We start from the raw sequence: 15,318 nt of genomic DNA on the forward strand, positions 1-15,318 counted from the left end.
TCTCAGGGTTCGAGGCCGTTGTGCTCGCGAACGCCCAGGGCGTCGGCCAGACGGGTCTTGGCTGATCCCCGCTCCAGCGGTTTCTGCTGGCTTTCATGCGGTTTCCACCCCGCCAGATGCACGATCTCGAAGGTCGCCGGAATGCGCCCGTCCGCGTCGGCGTAGCGCTCCGCATAGAGGGCGGCGGCCTTGGCGACGACGCTGCGGGTCAGAGGCCGGATCGGGCCGTGCAGCACATTCGTCTCGCCCATCGCACGCAGATCGCGGATCAGGGCGAACAGGTCGGGATAACGGACGGTGAACCGATCCACATCCGACACCGGCAGGGCGAAACCGATCCGCTGCAGCAGGGCCGCGCCGTCATAGCCGTCTGCGAAGGGCGAAACCCGCGCCTGGGCGCCCCCGCGCTCGGACAGTTCGGCCTCGGTCAGGACGCCGCGCAACTCCTTCAGGGTGCCCGCCCCGAACAGGGTGCCGATGAACAGGCCGTCCGGCTTCAGCGCCCGTTTGATCTGGGCCAGGGCGCCGGGCAGGTCGTTGGCCCAGTGCAAGCTGAGCAGGGACACGATCAGATCGGCGGATTCATCGCCCAGCGGCAGGGCGTCTGCGCCCGGGGCCGCGCGTTGGGCCTGCGTCGTCGGCGTCAGGATCGGACCGACGCGGGGCGCGGCGTCGCTGATCGACACCGCCTCGGCGAAGGGGCCGGAATGGGCGGACAGATCGACGGCGACAGGAAAGTCGCGCAGGATGGCGGCCAGGCTTTCGGCCGCATTGTCAGCGGCGCGGGCGTGAAGGAAGTCTGCGCTGCGGAACCGGGGGGTTGCGCGCGACAGGCGGGCTTGTCGACGACGCACGTCGAAGATCTGCGGCGGGCCGGAAGAGGAAGGCGTGGGGGAAGTCATGGACGCACAGGATGGGGTCTGGCGCGCGGCCTGGGAAGGGGCCAGGTCCCAGTTGCTGCGCTTTGGCCGCACCACCGGGCGCGGTCTGGCCGACCTGATCCTGCCGCCGATGGCCCACGACAGCCGCGAAGCCACGGCGGCGGCGGGCCTGACGCCCGACGCCTGGAGCCGGATCGTCTTTCTGGAGGCCCCGGTCTGCGACGGCTGCGGGGCGGCGTTCGAGTTCGACGGCGGCGACTTCGCCGAGGACCGCTGCGCCGCCTGCGTCACCCTGCCCTACGCCTTCGACCGGGCGCGGGCGGCTTGCGTCTATGACGACGCCTCTCGCGGGCTGATCCTGCGATACAAGCACGGCGACCAGCAGCAGTTCGCCCCCCTGTTCGCGCGCTGGATCGGCCGCGCCGCCGCCGAACTGACGGCAGACGCCGACGCCGTAATTCCCGTCCCCCTGCACCCGATGCGGCTGCTGTCGCGCCGGTTCAATCAGGCCGCCGAGATCGCCCGGCCTTTGGCGCGGACCTGCAGGCTGGACTATCTGCCCGACAGTCTGATCCGCACCAGCCACACCCAGACCCAGGGCGGAAAGAGCCGCCGGGGCCGTCGCCTGAACGTCAAGAAGGCCTTCGCGGTCACCGAGGCGGGGCGGCGTCGGATCAAGGGGCGGCGCATCCTTCTGATCGACGATGTGCTGACCACAGGCGCGACCGCAGAGGCCTGCGCCCGCGCCCTGCTCGACGCCGACGCGCGGGCCGTTGATCTGGCCGTCATCGCAAGGGTGCGAAACGCCCGCGATCTGACTATGTAGGTGTTCAACACCCGTCGGCGGACCCGCCCGTCGGCGACGACCTGTAATCCTGGAGTGCTGCATTGGCCGACGTCGTCATCTACACCAAGCCCGGCTGCCCCTACTGCTTCAGCGCCATGTCGCTGCTGAAGAAGAAGGGCGTCGATTACACCGAGATCGTGGCGTCCAACGACCCCGCGAAAAAGGCCGAGATGGTCGAACGCGCGGGCGGGGCCATGACCTTCCCGCAGATCTTCATCAACGACCAGCACGTCGGCGGTTCCGACGACATCCATGCGCTGGACCGCGACGGCAGGCTCGACCCGCTGCTGGCCGCCTGACCATGGGCAACGGGCTCGACATCGCCCTGATCCAGACCCGCACGCCGGCGACGGCGGCGGGAGGGCTGGCGCATGTCGAGCCCCTGATCCGTGAGGCGGCGGCGGGCGGGGCGAAGTTCATCCTGACGCCGGAAGGGACCAATGTCCTGGAGCAGCGCCGCGACCTGCGGGCCAGCGTGCTGAGCGAAGAGGACGCCGATGTCGCCGTGCTGGGCCTGCGTCGCCTGGCGGCGGAGCTGGGCGTCTGGCTGCTGATCGGGTCGGCCATCGTCCGCTCCGGGCGAACCGGGCAGGACGGGGCCGGCGACGACCGGGCGGCCAACCGGTCGCTGCTGGTCGATCCGACGGGGGCGATCACGGCGCGGTATGACAAACTGCACGTCTTTGACGTCGATCTGCCCAATGGCGAGACCTATCGCGAAAGCGCCACGGTGCGTCCCGGCGACGGGGCGGTCGTGGCGGACACGCCGTGGGGTCGTCTGGGCCTGACCATCTGCTACGACATCCGTTTTCCCCACCTGCATCGCCAGCTGGCCAAGGCCGGGGCGTCGATGATCGCCGTGCCCGCCGCCTTCACCGTACCGACCGGCGAGGCCCACTGGGAGACTTTGCTGCGCGCCCGCGCCATCGAGACGGGCGCCTTCGTCCTGGCCCCGGCCCAGGGTGGGCTGCACGAGGACGGTCGACGGACCTGGGGCCGCTCCACCATCGTCGGTCCCTGGGGCGAAATCATCGCCAAGGCCGATCATGACGAGCCTTGCATCGTGACGGCGAAGCTGAACATGGAGGCGGTGGGCAAAGCGCGTTCAGCCGTGCCCGCCCTGACCCACGACCGCGATTTCCTGCCCGTTTCATGATCCGATACGCCCTGAAATGCGACCAGACTCACGGCTTCGAAGCCTGGTTCGGTTCGTCTTCCGACTATGACGATCAGGCCGCCCGCGGATTGGTGGAGTGTCCGTTCTGCGGCTCTCGCGCGGTTGAGAAGGCCGTCATGGCCCCGTCTATCAGCGGCACGAAGAAGTCCGGCCCTGCGCCCGATGTGGCGTCCAAGGTGCAGTCGATGATGATGGAGGCCGCCCGCGAGGTGCGCGCCCATGTCGAGGCCAACTTCGACTATGTCGGCGACAGCTTCGCCCGCGAGGCCCGCGACATCCACGAAGGCAAGTCCGAGAAGCGCGAAATCTATGGCGAGGCCACGCCCGCCGAGGTCAAGAAGCTGAAGGAGGACGGGGTGCCCGTCTCGGCCCTGCCTGACGCCCCGCCGGACCCGTCCAAGGTCAACTGATCATGACCTCGGGGGAGGCGGCGAGATCAGAAGATCGCTATCAGGAGTTCGCGCCGCCCGCGGCCCTGCGTCCCTTCGTCCGTGTGATCTGGACCTATGCCGCGCCAAATCCCTCGCCGACCATCCAGCGGATCGCACCGGATGGCTGTCCCGAGCTGATCTTCGATCTGGGCGCGCCCTATGCCGAACAGGATGCGGACGGGACGTTTCGGCTGCAGCCGTCCGCCCTGTTCGCCGGTCAGATGACCCGGCCCCTGGTCATGCACCCGACAGGCCCGACCGAACTGGCCGCCATCCGCTTCGAGCCGGACGGGGCGCGAGGATTTCTGGGTTGCCCGCTGAGCGATGCGACCGACCGGCGTCTGGACATGGTCGAGCGGCTGGCCGGATTCGCCCCGCCGCCGGGCGATCCCGCCGGTCAGGCCGCCGCCTTTGTTTCATGGCTGGAGGATCAGAGACGCGGGGCGGACTGGACCATCAACCCGCTGGTCCGCGCCGAAGTGCAGGCCGCGGCCGCCGAACAACCCGCCCCCGTTCGCGCGCCCAGCGAACAGCGCGCCCTGCAACGCCGGTTCACCGACAGGGTCGGCGTATCGCCGCGCCTGCTGCGTTCAATCTTTCGGTTCCGCCGCATTTTCGACCACGCGGCCCACCCGGCCGAGGCGCTGAACTGGCTGGAGGCGGGGCTGGAGGCCGGATATTTCGACCAGCCGCAGATGGCGCGAGATTTCCGCCGCTTTCTGGGCTGCACCGCCACCGACTGGGCGCGCGAGCAGCACGAGCTGGCCCGCGTCATCGCGTCGCAAACCTACAAGCCGCAGCACGGCACCTCGTTGTAGGACCGGAGCCGGAACGAGGGGAGACACGACCATGCTGACGGTCCTGATGATGAGCGCCGCCCTGCAGGCCGAGACGCGGCCCGACCTGGGCTGGATGTCCGGCTACTGGCTGGCCTGCGATCCCGGCCGCGAGGTGTCCGAGGTCTGGACCGATCCGCGTCTGTCGCTGATGACCGGCATGACCGTGACGGTGCGGGACGGCCGCGTCGGTTATGAACAGTCGCGCATCGCCCCTGTCGGGCCAGCGCCGGACGCGCCCTTCGCCTATTTCGCCCAGCCGGACGGCCAGCCCGTGACCGTCTTCCCCGTCGTCGCCTCAAGCGACCGCCGCGTCGTTTTCGAGCAGGCGGCGGACGACGACTTTCCCAAGCGGATCGTCTATGAACGCGACGGTGATGTGCTGTCCGCCCGGATCGAGGGCGAGATCGGCGGCGAGACGAGGACTGTAAGGTGGCGATTCAACAAGGCGGAGCTGAACAGCCGCTGTCCGGCCTGAACTGGCGCCCCATGCGGCCCGACGACATCGAGGCCGTGGTCAATGTGGCCCGCGTGTCTTTTCCCGATCATTTCGAGGACCAGGCCTGTTTCGAAAACCGGCTGGCCCTTTATCCGCGCGGCTGTTTCGTTCTGGCCGACGACGGTCCGGCCAAAGGCTATCTGATCGCCTATCCGTGGCGCGACGCCTCGGCCCCGCCGCTGAACACGGTGATCGAGGGCCTGCCCGCCGAGCCGACCCTGATCTATCTGCACGATCTGGCGCTTCACCCCGAGGCGCGCGGCGGCGGGGTCACCGGGGCCATCGTCGAACGCCTGGCCGAACAGGCGACAGAGGACGGCTGGCCCGCCATCGCCCTGGTCGCCGTCAACGACGCCGCCCGTTTCTGGAGCCGTCATGGCTTCGAACTGGTCGAGGCCGAAGGCATGGCCGAGAAACTGGCCAGCTACGGCGACGACGCCCGCTATATGGTCAGACCTCTGGCCTGACCTGCTCCAGGATGAAGGCGACCCGGGCCTCGACCGAGGCCTGGGGCAACTCGATCAACTCATAGCCAAAACGGGGATAGACTGCGCGCATGACGTCATGGGTGCGGCGCGCCTCATCCAGATCCTGACGACGTTCCGCGTCTTGGCCGAATATCTCGGGCCAGACCGGCGCGATGAAGACACGTCGCGCATACCTGAACTCCCGCGCCGCTGTCAGCAGATGATGCGGCGGCGGCAAACCGCACAATTCCAGATAGCCCACCACATCAGGCAGGCCCCGGTCATGGAACACGACCTCAGGCGAGGAAGCTGACGCCCCGTGCGCCTCAAGATCGTGGTCCAGCATCAGTTCCGCAAACAGGGTCCGGTCGCGCCAGGGCAGCGCCTGCCCGTCGATGACCGTCTGGCGGCGAATGACGGCCCGCCCGGCTTCCGACTGGACATGATGTCCCGCAGCAGCAAGCGCCTCGATCAAGGTGGTCTTGCCCGACCCCGGCCCGCCGGTGACGACAACGCCGGTCATGATCCGGGCGTGACCACCATCATATAGTTGATGCCCGCGTCGTCGGTCTGGCTCCAGCGGTCGTTCAGCGGGTCGTAGTTGAGGCCGTACGGGCCTTCGACCGTTACAGGCTCCTGCGACAGCATCTGGCGGATTTCGTCGGGCTTGAGGAACTGACGCCAGTCGTGGGTTCCGGCAGGCACCCAGCGCAGGATGTATTCGGCGGCGATCTTGCCCAGAGCCAGCGACTTCAGGGTGCGGTTCAGGGTGGCCACCATCATGACGCCGTCCGGCTTCACCAGCCGCGAACAGGCGCGAACGAAGGCCTCTGGGTCGGCGACGTGTTCGATCACCTCCATCGTCAGCACCACGTCGAAGGGACCGACGCCCTCGCCCTCGATCTGTTCGACGGTGGCGGCGCGATAGGCGATGTCCAGACCCACCATGTCGGCGTGGGCGCGGGCGGTGCCGATATTCTCGGACGAGGCGTCCACCGCCATGACGGTGAAGCCCATGCGCCGCATCGGCTCGGCGATCAGGCCGCCGCCGCAGCCGACGTCGAGCAAGGTCAGCCCCTCGAAGGGGCTGCGCGCCTTCGGATCGCGGCCCAGACGCGCGCAAAGCTGCTCGCGGATCAGTTTCAGACGCGCCGGATTGAACCGGTGCAGCGGGGCGAAGGGGCCATGCGCGTCCCACCATTCGGCCGCCTGGGCCGAGAACCGAGCGACGTCGGCAGGGTCAATCGATGCGCCAAACGCGCCCTCAGGCGAATTTTGCGAAAAACCATGCCCTTCACGGGGTAGGCGAGACGGGGCGGCGCCGTTAGAAGCGGTCATGACGCGAGGGATGGACCTTCGCGGCTTCTCACGCAAGCAGGGGGCGGATCGCCACGATGACGCGGCCTAATTCTTCACGACCAGAGACAACGCAGCCTGTCGCAGCGGGCGGCGAGACCAAACGGTTGGTGATGAAATTCGGCGGCACCTCGATGGGCGACCTGGAGCGCATCCGTCGCGCCGCCCGGATCATCGCTGCCGAAGCCGCTTCGGGCAAGAAGGTCGCCGTGGTCGTCTCGGCCATGGCGGGCAAGACCAATGAACTGGTCGCCTGGACCGACGGCGCAGGCCCTGCCGCCGCCGGCCTGCCGCTGAGCGACGACGAATATGACGTGGTGGTCGCCTCGGGCGAACAGGTCACGTCCGGCCTGCTGGCCATCACCCTGCGCAACATGGGTCTGAACGCGCGCTCGTGGATGGGCTGGCAGGTGCCGATCATCACCGACGACGCCCACGCCCGCGCCCGCATCATCGACATTCCCGGTGAGAAGCTGGCTGCCGCCGTCGATTCCGGCGAGATCGCCATCGTCCCCGGTTTCCAGGGCGTCACGACCGACGGCAAGATCACCACCCTGGGCCGGGGCGGCTCCGACACCTCGGCCGTCGCCGTCGCCGCCGCCATCGGCGCGCCCTGCGACATCTACACCGACGTGGACGGCGTCTATACGACCGACCCGCGCATCGAAAGCCGCGCGCGGCGCCTGAACAAGGTCTCCTACGAGGAGATGCTGGAGATGGCGTCCCTGGGCGCCAAGGTGCTGCAGACCCGCTCGGTCGAACTGGCCATGGCCAAGCAGGTGCCGGTGCGCGTGCTGTCCAGCTTTATTGAACCCGACGCTAATGGCGTCATGCCCGACAAGGGCGGAACCCTGATCTGCGACGAGGAGGAGATCTTGGAGAAACGCATCGTGTCCGGTGTGACCATGAGCCGTGACGAAGCCCGCATCACCCTGCTGGGTCTGGCCGACCGTGTGGACGCGCCCGCCGACGTCTTCACCCGTCTGGCCGAGGCCAACGTCAATGTCGACATGATCGTCCAGAGCCAGGCCCGCACTGCGGGCACGGTCAACCTGACCTTCACGACCGGCCGCCGCGACGCCGTGCGCGCCGCCGAACTGATGACCGCCGCCAAGGAGCAGCTCAGCTTCGAGGAAATCCGCGTCGATGAAGACGTGGCCAAGGTGTCCGTCGTCGGCGTCGGCATGCGCAGCCACGCAGGCGTCGCCCAGCTGATGTTCCAGGCGCTGGCCGACAAGGGCGTGAAATTCCAAGCGATTTCGACCTCAGAAATCAAAATCAGCGTTTTGATCGACGCCGCCTATGCCGAATTGGCCGTGCGCGCCCTACATTCGGCCTACGGTCTGGACGCGGTCTAGAGCATGATCGTTTTTGACGGCGCCGCTTCGCGGTTCCGACAGAAGCGTGAATCATGCTCTCGCATAAATCTGGAGCCTGATTCACCGCATCGACGGAATCGCGCAGCGATTCCATCTCTGCGGATCAGGCTCTAGGTTCGGGCGGACGCTGCGGCGTCTTGATGGGAGGCGCGCCGCAACTTCGGCGCGCTATGATATGACGGACAGCGGGCGCCTCGGCGCCGAAGCGCGGGAGCCACCATGCCGGTAGGCGGCGTAATGACCAGGGGACCTCGCATCCTCCTGCGCCAGATCCGTGAGGCTCTGGGCGGGGCCGGTGCGGGCGCCACGCCGGCTCAGGATCGCCTGAACATGGTGGTGCAGATCATCGCCCGCTCGATGGTCGCCGAAGTCTGTTCGATCTACTTGCGCCGCGCCTCTGGCGAGCTTGAGCTGTTCGCCACCGAGGGTCTGAACCCGGAAGCCGTCCACAATACCCGGCTGCGGCCCGGCGAGGGTCTGGTGGGTGAAGTGGCCCGCATGGCCCAGCCGATCAGCCTGTCGGACGCGCCTGCCCACCCCAGCTTCTCCTACCGTCCGGAAACCGGCGAAGACCCGTATCACGCCTTCCTCGGCGCGCCCCTGCTGCGCGGCGGGCGGGCCATCGGGGTTCTGGTCGTCCAGAACCGCACCGAGCGTCGCTATGACGAGGAAGAGGTCGAGGACATCCAGACCATCGCCATGGTCCTGTCCGAGACGGTGGCGTCCGGCGAACTGCTGGATCAAGACGAACTGCGCGACGTCGAACTGGCGCCCCACCGGCCCGAACGGCTGAAGGGTCAGAAGTTCGCGGACGGTCTGGCCTTTGGTCAGGTGGTGCTGCACGAGGCCCCCCTGGCGCCCGAGCAACTGCTCAGCGACGACCCGGCCCTGGAGGAGGCGCGGCTGAAGCTGGCGCTGGCCTCGTTGAAGACCGGGCTGGACGCCATGCTGGACAAGGGCCAGGGCCTGGCCGGTCCCTCGTTCGAGGTGCTGGAAACCTATCGAATGTTCGCCGACGACCGGGGCTGGAACCGGTCACTGGAAGAGGCGGTGCGCAATGGCCTGACGGCGGAAGCCTCGGTGGACCGTGTCAGGAACGAACACCGCGCCCGCTTCGCCCAGGCGCGCGACCCCTATATCCGCGAGCGGCTGCACGATTTCGAAGACCTGGCCAATCGCCTGCTGCGCGTGCTGGCGGGTGACAAGCCGGGCGAGCGCGAACTGCCCGACGACGCCATTCTGGTGGCCCGGAACCTGGGCCCCGCCGACCTGCTGGAATATCCGCGCGACAAGCTGAAGGGCCTGTTGCTGGAGGAAGGCTCGGCCGCCAGCCACGCCGCCATCGTGGCCCGTGCGCTGCAGATCCCTTGCGTCGGGCGCCTGCAGGGACTGCGCGACCGCCTGTCGGAAGGCGACATGGTCATCGCCGACGGCGAGACGGGCGAGGCCTATCTGCGCCCCCGCCCCGACATGCTGGAGGCTGTGCAGTCGCGCATGGCCGTGCGCGAGCAGCGTCAGGCCGAGTTCGCCCAGTTGCGCGATGTTCCGGCGGTGACGCTGGACGGCCAGCGCATCACGGTCCTGACCAACGCCGGTCTGGCCGTCGATCTGGAGAACATGGTCGAGACGGGCGCCGAGGGCATCGGCCTGTTCCGCACCGAGTTCCAGTTCATGGTGTCCGACGAACTGCCGCGACTGGACGCCCAGACGGCGCTTTACAAGCTGGTGCTGGACGCGGCGGGCGACAAGCCGGTGACGTTCCGCACCCTGGACATCGGCGGCGACAAGGTGCTGCCCTATCTGGAATCGGAGCGGGAGGAGAACCCGGCCCTGGGTCGGCGCGCCATCCGTCTGGGTCTGGACCGGCCTTCGCTGTTGCGGATGCAGTTGCGCGCCCTGCTGACGGCGGGCGCGGGGCGAGAACTGCGCGTCATGTTCCCGATGATCGCCACGGTGGACGAGTTCCGGGCCGCGCGCGAACTGGTCGACATCGAGTGCGAATGGGCCAAGCGCCGGGGTCGCCCCTTGCCGGCCCTGCTGCGCGTCGGGGCCATGATCGAATGCCCGTCGCTGCTGTGGCACTTGGACGCCCTCTTGCCTCTGACCGACTTCGTGTCGATCGGCACCAACGACCTGTTCCAGTATATGTACGCCGCCGACCGCACCAATCCGCTGGTGTCGGACCGCTATGACCCGCTGTCGCCGCCTGCGCTGCGGGCGCTGCAGACCATCCAGAAGGCCTGCGCCGACACCGGCACGCCGGTTTCGATCTGCGGCGAACTGGCGGGGCGGCCCTTGGAGGCCTTCGCCTTGATCACCCTGGGCTTCACGCGCCTGTCGGCCCCGGCGGGCGGCGTGGGTCCGGTCAAGCGCATGATCCTGTCGGCGGACCTGAAGGCGGCGAAGCGGGGGATGGCCAATCTGCTGAACCTGTCGACCGGCTCGGTGCGCAACGAACTTCAGTCCCTGGCCCGCAAGCTGAACATCGCGGTCTGACACGCGTTTGACGGGAACCGCGTTGCTGGCGAGACCGGATTAGTTTATCCACGAAAGGGCAATTCAGGCGCAGCCGCCAGAGGCGCGGCCCGTTTTCATGACATCTTATCCGGTGGGACCTTTTGAGTACGGCGCGAGAAACCGTTCCGAATACGGGGCCGATTTTGGAGGCGGACGTCATGGCGCGGGATAAGGGGCCCGCCGTCGACGCGCCCGACCACGCCGCACATCATCCTGACCACTCCATCGACGAGGCGGCGAACCTGGGTCTGGCCCTGCGCCACGCCCGCGCCCAGTCCGGCAAGACGCTGGCGATCCTGGCCGCCGAGACCAAGGTCAATGCGCGTTTTCTGACGGCGTTGGAGCAGAACGACTGGTCCTCCCTGCCCTCGCGCGTTTTCGCGGTCGGCTATGTGCGCGCCTACGCCGGGGCGCTGGGCCTGGACGAACAACTGGCCGTCGAACGGTTCAAACGCGAAAGCCCCGACACCTCCGTGCCGCTGAAGGCGCCGGTGGGCATCGCCTTCGAGGACGTCAAACGCAATACGCCGCGCATCATGGCCGGCGTCATCATCGCCGCCGTGGCCATCGTCGGCTGGAACGTGTTCCAGCGCATCAGCCGGGTTCAGGCGCCGCATCCGTCAGACATCGCCACCCTGCCCAACACCTGGGCCCAGGGCGCAGCCTCCGCCCACGAGATGGACCTGGGCGCCCCGCGCGCGGCGCCCCAGGATCAGACCACGCCCGCTCCCTACATCACGCGCGGGCTGGAGGCGGAGCTGACCGGCGTTGATCCGAACGATCCCGCATCAGGCGACGCCGCCCCTGCGCCAGCGGCGACGGTGCAGAAGGCCTTCAACCCGCGCGGCGCCGTCTATGGCGCCCCGGCCAACGCCTCTCAGGTCGTGATCCAGGCCAAGAAGCCCGGCGCCTTCGTCGTGCGGATGGGCAGCGACCGCGTGCTGTTCGCGCGGCAAATGGCGGCGGGCGAAGCCTGGCGGGCGCCGCTGGGCGTGTCGGCGACCATCGACGTGTCGGACCCGACGGCCTTCGACGTCTATCTGAATGGCGAGCTGGGCGGGGCCCTGCCTGCGCTGCAGACGTCCCTGGCGCAACTGAACGCGCGCGCCGGTCAAGCCAACCGCGAAGCCTCTGCGCCCGCGCCCCAGCCACGCCCCCAGGCCGCCGCGCCGCGCCCTGTCACCGTGACCTCCGGCCCCCGCCCCTACACCCCGCAGCCCTAATCAACGAAGTGATGCGAGGGCCGTGGTCCCGCCGTCATCAACGGCCTATATGAGGGCCATCATGAGCGACCACACGCACGTCCGACCCTGGCGCCACATCGAGCGCCGCAAGAGCCGCCAGATTCGCGTCGGCTCCGTCCTGGTGGGCGGCGACGCCCCGATCAGCGTCCAGTCGATGACCAATACGCCGACGGCCGACGCGGCGGCGACCATCGACCAGATCCGTCAACTGGAAGAGGCGGGCGCCGACATCGTGCGCGTGTCGTGCCCCGATGTGGAATCGACCGAGGCGTTCAAGATCATCGCGCGCGAGGCCAAGGTGCCCTTGGTCGCCGACATCCATTTCCACTACAAACGCGGCATCGAGGCGGCCCAGGCGGGCGCGGCCTGCCTGCGGATCAACCCCGGCAACATCGGCAGCCCCGACCGCGTGCGCGAAGTCATCCAGGCCGCCAAGGATCACGGCTGCTCCATGCGGATCGGCGTCAACGCCGGATCGCTGGAGAAGGAGCTTCTGGAGAAGTACGGCGAGCCCTGCCCCGACGCCATGGTCGAGAGCGCGCTGAACCACGCCCGCATCCTGCAGGACCACGATTTCCACGAGTTCAAGATTTCGGTGAAGGCGTCTGACCCCTTCCTGACCGTCGCCGCCTATCAGCAGCTGGCCGACGCCATAGACTGCCCCCTGCACCTGGGCGTGACCGAGGCCGGGCCGCTGCGCACCGGCACGATCAAGTCGGCCATCGGCATGGGCTCCATGCTGTGGGCGGGCATCGGCGACACCATCCGCGTGTCCCTGGCCGCCGATCCGGTCGAAGAGATCAAGGTCGGGTTCGACATTCTGAAGTCGCTGGGTCTGCGTCACCGCGGCGTGAACATCATCGCCTGCCCGTCCTGCGCGCGTCAGGGCTTCAACGTCATCGAGACGGTCGCCCTGCTGGAAGAGAAACTGGCCCATATCTCCACGCCCATGAGCCTGTCGGTGATCGGCTGCGTTGTGAACGGCCCGGGCGAGGCCCTCTATACCGACATCGGCTTCACCGGCGGCGGCAAGGGCGCGGGCATGGTCTACCTGAACGGCAAGATCGCCCACAAACAGGCCAACGACGGCATGATCGACCACATCGTCGAACTGGTCGAAGAAAAGGCTGCAGAGCTGAACGCGGCCCGAGCTGCGCTGGAAGCCGCACCACCGGCGCTGGAGCCAGCAGAATAGCGGCTTAAAGCGCTCACCCAGCCGTCGTTCACCCTTCGATGATGCGCGGCGTCCATGCTGCGCGAAATAGCGTCGGTTCGCGATTGACGCAGGTTGCAGCGAATGCAACTGGAACGATTAGAGCCGTCAACTCGACGTGCTCCTATCGACTGAGGGGTCAATGATTTCCACCATCAACGTGCGCTTTGGCGCGCGTGCGCTCATGCTTGCAGGCTTGGCGCTGTCTCTGCCTGCCTGCGCCACGATCACGCGTGGCACAACACAGCAATTCACTGTCGAAAGCACGCCGCCAGGCGCACGGGTGAGCACCTCCAACGGCTTCGAATGCGTCAGCACGCCCTGCACCTTCCGCATGCCACGCAAGGACCCGTTCCGCGTCACAGTGGCCCTGGACGGTTATGTCACCCAGACCGTCGAGGTCACCAGCAGCGTTTCAGGCGCGGGTGGAACCGCGATGGCGGGCAACATACTGGTCGGCGGCCTGATCGGCGGCGCCGTGGACGCCACGTCCGGCGCCATGAATGATCTTAAGCCCAATCCGCTGCTCGTAACGCTGCAAACCCCGAGCCAGCAGGCCGCAAACCAGAACGCCGCGCCTGTCGTCGCAGAGCCCGCCGCCAATCCGGGAGCCAAGCCATGATGATCCGATCTGTGACAACCGCCGTCGCAATTGCAGGGCTCATGGGCCTGGCGGCATGCGCGACCCCTTCCAACCCGGCCTTGATGACTGTACCCGCCACGCCTGGTTTGACGGCCTCATCTGGAGATGTGGGCTACAGGTCCATAACCACGGTCAATGTTTCAGGCGGCAAGGAAACAAATCCGCTCTGGACGGCCCAGGTTTCGAACGCCGCCTTCAAGATAGCCCTGGAAGCCTCGCTTGCCGCCGCCGGATATATGGGAACCGAAGGCCGTCCGCTGACTGTGACCGCCTCATTGATCGAGTTGAAACAGCCTTTCGCGGGTCTGGATCTGTCGGTGACCAGTCAGGTTCGCTACAGCGTCGAAGGCGGCGGCCGCACCCTGTTTGACGAGACAGTAGGGGCGACAGGCACGGCTTCAATGGGCGATGCGCTTATCGCCACCGAACGCCTGAAGATCGCCAACGAGAAATCGATCCAGGAAAACATCAAAGAGTTCCTGCGCCGCTTCCGCGAACGCGCGCGGTGATCTGAAGAGGGACGGCGGGATGGCGAAAGCCGTTTCGCCGTTTCGCCGTTCCGCCGTTCCGTTCAGGCGCTCGCCACGGCCTGAGCCAGGGTTCGCCCCTCGAATACAGACGCCAGGGCGTCGCGGCCGTCGCTCAGCACAGGGCGCAGGGGGCAGGTCTCGACATCGGGACAGGTCTCGCACGGCCCATAGGCGGTGCGCGAGGCGCAGGGCGCCAGGGCCAGCGGCCCCTCCAATGCACGGATCACATCGGCGAAACTGATCGCCTCCGCAGGACGGGCCAGGGCGTAGCCGCCGGTCCGCCCCCGTTTGGACGCCAGCAGGTGCTGGCGGCGCAAATCCAGAAGTATGGCCTCAAGAAACTTGCGCGGCGCCGCTGAGGCCTCTGCGATGTCGGCGATGGTCGCAGGCCCGCCGCCGGGCAGGCCCGCCAGATGGATCATCGCACGCAGCGCATAGCGGGAGCGGTTCGACAGCATAGGCTGTGATCGCCCGCCCGCCGCTGCAACGCAAGTCAGGCGTGCGTCAGGCGTCCAGACGTTCGCCCAACCGCGCCACGACCTCAAGGATCTGAGGCCCGGTATAGGGTTTCAGCACCAGGGCCTCGGCCAGATCGGCGTGCTGGGCAGCTGCGGTCACGTCGCCGGAGATGAAGACGACCCGCACCTTCCAACGGTCGGTCAATGACCGCGCCAGTTCAATCCCCGTGCGGTCGTCCGACAGGTTGATGTCCAACAGGGCGGCGTCGATGTGGTGCAGGGCCGCCGCCGCCTCGGCGGCTGCAGCGCTGTGGAAGGGGCCGACAACGCTGTGGCCCGCCTCAGTCAGCAGTTCGGTCAGGGCGGCGGCTGAATCGGCGTCGTCTTCGACAACCAGCAGGGTCAGGGGCGCGGTCGATGCAGTCAATGGCGTATCCTCGTTGGGGAGTGGGGCTTGGCGGGTGACGACGGCGCGCAGATCCCGCCAGACCTCGGCGGGCGAACGATCCGTATCCAGATCATAGATGGCGGCCATGGCCTTCAGTTCGCGCTCATCCTCGGGCGACAATGCGCCGTCATTCTCGTTCAGGCGGCTGTCGTACTGGCGGCACAGGCGTTCCACGCTGGCGGCGGCGTCATCAGTCGGAATGGCGGTTCCGGGCGTCGATTGGGGCGGGCGATCGAACATTTCCGTCCTCCTCATTTGAAGCTTGGGCATTTGTTAACGGCTGGAACCTGATCTGTAACCGCGTCTGACGCCATCGTTATCGGGGATCACAAACCCGGCGCCGCCCCTTGCGCCGCGGTTGCAATCGACAAAACGGGGCCTGACGCGGTAAG

The 15,318-nt window shown here is 67.5% G+C and carries 18 protein-coding genes; 13 read left to right on the plus strand and 5 right to left on the minus strand.

The window, feature by feature from the left end:
- Positions 1 to 2: 2 nt before the first annotated feature.
- Positions 3 to 902, minus strand: a complete 900-nt coding sequence (locus tag JKF87_RS15875; protein WP_201100870.1) for a class I SAM-dependent methyltransferase — start codon at positions 900 to 902, stop codon at positions 3 to 5.
- On the opposite strand from JKF87_RS15875, the gene JKF87_RS15880 reads away from it, so the two are divergent.
- From JKF87_RS15880 to JKF87_RS15910, 7 genes are all read left to right on the plus strand, one after another.
- Complete coding sequence (locus tag JKF87_RS15880; RefSeq protein WP_201100871.1) at positions 901 to 1,707, plus strand: ComF family protein; 807 nt, start codon at positions 901 to 903, stop codon at positions 1,705 to 1,707. The genes JKF87_RS15875 and JKF87_RS15880 overlap by 2 nt on opposite strands.
- A 62-nt stretch (positions 1,708 to 1,769) precedes the next feature.
- On the plus strand, positions 1,770 to 2,027 hold the full coding sequence (grxC, locus tag JKF87_RS15885) for a glutaredoxin 3 (protein ID WP_201100872.1): 258 nt from the start codon (positions 1,770 to 1,772) through the stop codon (positions 2,025 to 2,027).
- A gap of 2 nt (positions 2,028 to 2,029) precedes the next feature.
- Entirely contained in the window at positions 2,030 to 2,884 is an 855-nt protein-coding gene (locus tag JKF87_RS15890; protein ID WP_201100873.1) for a carbon-nitrogen hydrolase family protein, read from the plus strand.
- The gene (locus JKF87_RS15895; protein ID WP_201100874.1) at positions 2,881 to 3,315 is read left to right on the plus strand and encodes a DUF1178 family protein; all 435 of its coding nucleotides are present in this window, start codon (positions 2,881 to 2,883) and stop codon (positions 3,313 to 3,315) included. The genes JKF87_RS15890 and JKF87_RS15895 overlap by 4 nt, the downstream gene beginning before the upstream one ends.
- 2 nt (positions 3,316 to 3,317) lie before the next feature.
- Entirely contained in the window at positions 3,318 to 4,154 is an 837-nt protein-coding gene (locus JKF87_RS15900; protein WP_201100875.1) for an AraC family transcriptional regulator, read from the plus strand.
- Positions 4,155 to 4,185: 31 nt separating this feature from the next.
- Positions 4,186 to 4,650 (plus strand): DUF6265 family protein, encoded by a 465-nt coding sequence (locus JKF87_RS15905; RefSeq protein WP_201100876.1) that lies wholly within the window; start codon positions 4,186 to 4,188, stop codon positions 4,648 to 4,650.
- On the plus strand, positions 4,605 to 5,138 hold the full coding sequence (locus JKF87_RS15910; protein WP_307418223.1) for a GNAT family N-acetyltransferase: 534 nt from the start codon (positions 4,605 to 4,607) through the stop codon (positions 5,136 to 5,138). The genes JKF87_RS15905 and JKF87_RS15910 overlap by 46 nt, the downstream gene beginning before the upstream one ends.
- Here the strand turns inward: JKF87_RS15910 and JKF87_RS15915 are convergent.
- On the minus strand, positions 5,122 to 5,661 hold the full coding sequence (locus JKF87_RS15915) for an AAA family ATPase (protein ID WP_201100877.1): 540 nt from the start codon (positions 5,659 to 5,661) through the stop codon (positions 5,122 to 5,124). The genes JKF87_RS15910 and JKF87_RS15915 overlap by 17 nt on opposite strands.
- Positions 5,658 to 6,476 (minus strand): bifunctional 2-polyprenyl-6-hydroxyphenol methylase/3-demethylubiquinol 3-O-methyltransferase UbiG, encoded by an 819-nt coding sequence (gene ubiG, locus JKF87_RS15920; protein ID WP_201100878.1) that lies wholly within the window; start codon positions 6,474 to 6,476, stop codon positions 5,658 to 5,660. Before ubiG ends, JKF87_RS15915 begins: the two co-directional genes overlap by 4 nt.
- A gap of 131 nt (positions 6,477 to 6,607) precedes the next feature.
- On the opposite strand from ubiG, the gene JKF87_RS15925 reads away from it, so the two are divergent.
- The 6 genes from JKF87_RS15925 (at position 6,608) to JKF87_RS15950 (ending at position 13,999) form a co-directional block, all read left to right on the plus strand.
- Positions 6,608 to 7,852 carry an aspartate kinase gene (locus JKF87_RS15925; protein ID WP_201100879.1) on the plus strand — a complete coding sequence of 415 codons (1,245 nt, stop codon included), beginning with the start codon at positions 6,608 to 6,610 and terminating at the stop codon, positions 7,850 to 7,852.
- A gap of 258 nt (positions 7,853 to 8,110) precedes the next feature.
- Complete coding sequence (gene ptsP / locus JKF87_RS15930; protein WP_370874354.1) at positions 8,111 to 10,369, plus strand: phosphoenolpyruvate--protein phosphotransferase; 2,259 nt, start codon at positions 8,111 to 8,113, stop codon at positions 10,367 to 10,369.
- 179 nt (positions 10,370 to 10,548) lie between these two features.
- Positions 10,549 to 11,613, plus strand: a complete 1,065-nt coding sequence (locus JKF87_RS15935) for a helix-turn-helix domain-containing protein (protein WP_201100881.1) — start codon at positions 10,549 to 10,551, stop codon at positions 11,611 to 11,613.
- 58 nt (positions 11,614 to 11,671) lie between these two features.
- Positions 11,672 to 12,829 carry a flavodoxin-dependent (E)-4-hydroxy-3-methylbut-2-enyl-diphosphate synthase gene (gene ispG / locus JKF87_RS15940; RefSeq protein WP_201100908.1) on the plus strand — a complete coding sequence of 386 codons (1,158 nt, stop codon included), beginning with the start codon at positions 11,672 to 11,674 and terminating at the stop codon, positions 12,827 to 12,829.
- 202 nt (positions 12,830 to 13,031) lie between these two features.
- Entirely contained in the window at positions 13,032 to 13,469 is a 438-nt protein-coding gene (locus JKF87_RS15945; protein WP_236261448.1) for a PEGA domain-containing protein, read from the plus strand.
- A 128-nt stretch (positions 13,470 to 13,597) separates the two neighbouring features.
- Positions 13,598 to 13,999, plus strand: coding sequence for a hypothetical protein (locus JKF87_RS15950; protein WP_201100883.1), 402 nt, complete (start codon positions 13,598 to 13,600; stop codon positions 13,997 to 13,999).
- Positions 14,000 to 14,061: 62 nt separating this feature from the next.
- Here the strand turns inward: JKF87_RS15950 and JKF87_RS15955 are convergent, their stop codons facing one another.
- Both JKF87_RS15955 and JKF87_RS15960 read right to left on the minus strand, forming a co-directional pair.
- The gene (locus tag JKF87_RS15955; RefSeq protein WP_201100884.1) at positions 14,062 to 14,478 is read right to left on the minus strand and encodes an RrF2 family transcriptional regulator; all 417 of its coding nucleotides are present in this window, start codon (positions 14,476 to 14,478) and stop codon (positions 14,062 to 14,064) included.
- Positions 14,479 to 14,524: 46 nt separating this feature from the next.
- Complete coding sequence (locus tag JKF87_RS15960; protein WP_201100885.1) at positions 14,525 to 15,166, minus strand: response regulator; 642 nt, start codon at positions 15,164 to 15,166, stop codon at positions 14,525 to 14,527.
- Between the last annotated feature and the right edge of the window lie 152 nt (positions 15,167 to 15,318).

This window comes from Brevundimonas nasdae, from assembly GCF_016654005.1.
Classification (GTDB): domain Bacteria; phylum Pseudomonadota; class Alphaproteobacteria; order Caulobacterales; family Caulobacteraceae; genus Brevundimonas; species Brevundimonas nasdae.

What these genes read in the sequence shown, in the direction of transcription:
- JKF87_RS15935 (WP_201100881.1), top strand. Translation starts at nt 10,549, where the DNA reads ATGGCGCGGGATAAGGGGCCCGCCGTCGACGCGCCCGACCACGCCGCA.
- JKF87_RS15890 (WP_201100873.1), top strand. Translation starts at nt 2,030, where the DNA reads ATGGGCAACGGGCTCGACATCGCCCTGATCCAGACCCGCACGCCGGCG.
- JKF87_RS15960 (WP_201100885.1), bottom strand. Translation starts at nt 15,166, where the DNA reads ATGTTCGATCGCCCGCCCCAATCGACGCCCGGAACCGCCATTCCGACT.
- JKF87_RS15875 (WP_201100870.1), bottom strand. Translation starts at nt 902, where the DNA reads ATGACTTCCCCCACGCCTTCCTCTTCCGGCCCGCCGCAGATCTTCGAC.
- JKF87_RS15895 (WP_201100874.1), top strand. Translation starts at nt 2,881, where the DNA reads ATGATCCGATACGCCCTGAAATGCGACCAGACTCACGGCTTCGAAGCC.
- JKF87_RS15925 (WP_201100879.1), top strand. Translation starts at nt 6,608, where the DNA reads ATGAAATTCGGCGGCACCTCGATGGGCGACCTGGAGCGCATCCGTCGC.
- JKF87_RS15945 (WP_236261448.1), top strand. Translation starts at nt 13,032, where the DNA reads ATGCTTGCAGGCTTGGCGCTGTCTCTGCCTGCCTGCGCCACGATCACG.
- JKF87_RS15900 (WP_201100875.1), top strand. Translation starts at nt 3,318, where the DNA reads ATGACCTCGGGGGAGGCGGCGAGATCAGAAGATCGCTATCAGGAGTTC.
- JKF87_RS15905 (WP_201100876.1), top strand. Translation starts at nt 4,186, where the DNA reads ATGCTGACGGTCCTGATGATGAGCGCCGCCCTGCAGGCCGAGACGCGG.
- JKF87_RS15880 (WP_201100871.1), top strand. Translation starts at nt 901, where the DNA reads ATGGACGCACAGGATGGGGTCTGGCGCGCGGCCTGGGAAGGGGCCAGG.
- ptsP (WP_370874354.1), top strand. Translation starts at nt 8,111, where the DNA reads ATGACCAGGGGACCTCGCATCCTCCTGCGCCAGATCCGTGAGGCTCTG.
- JKF87_RS15915 (WP_201100877.1), bottom strand. Translation starts at nt 5,661, where the DNA reads ATGACCGGCGTTGTCGTCACCGGCGGGCCGGGGTCGGGCAAGACCACC.
- JKF87_RS15955 (WP_201100884.1), bottom strand. Translation starts at nt 14,478, where the DNA reads ATGCTGTCGAACCGCTCCCGCTATGCGCTGCGTGCGATGATCCATCTG.
- ubiG (WP_201100878.1), bottom strand. Translation starts at nt 6,476, where the DNA reads ATGACCGCTTCTAACGGCGCCGCCCCGTCTCGCCTACCCCGTGAAGGG.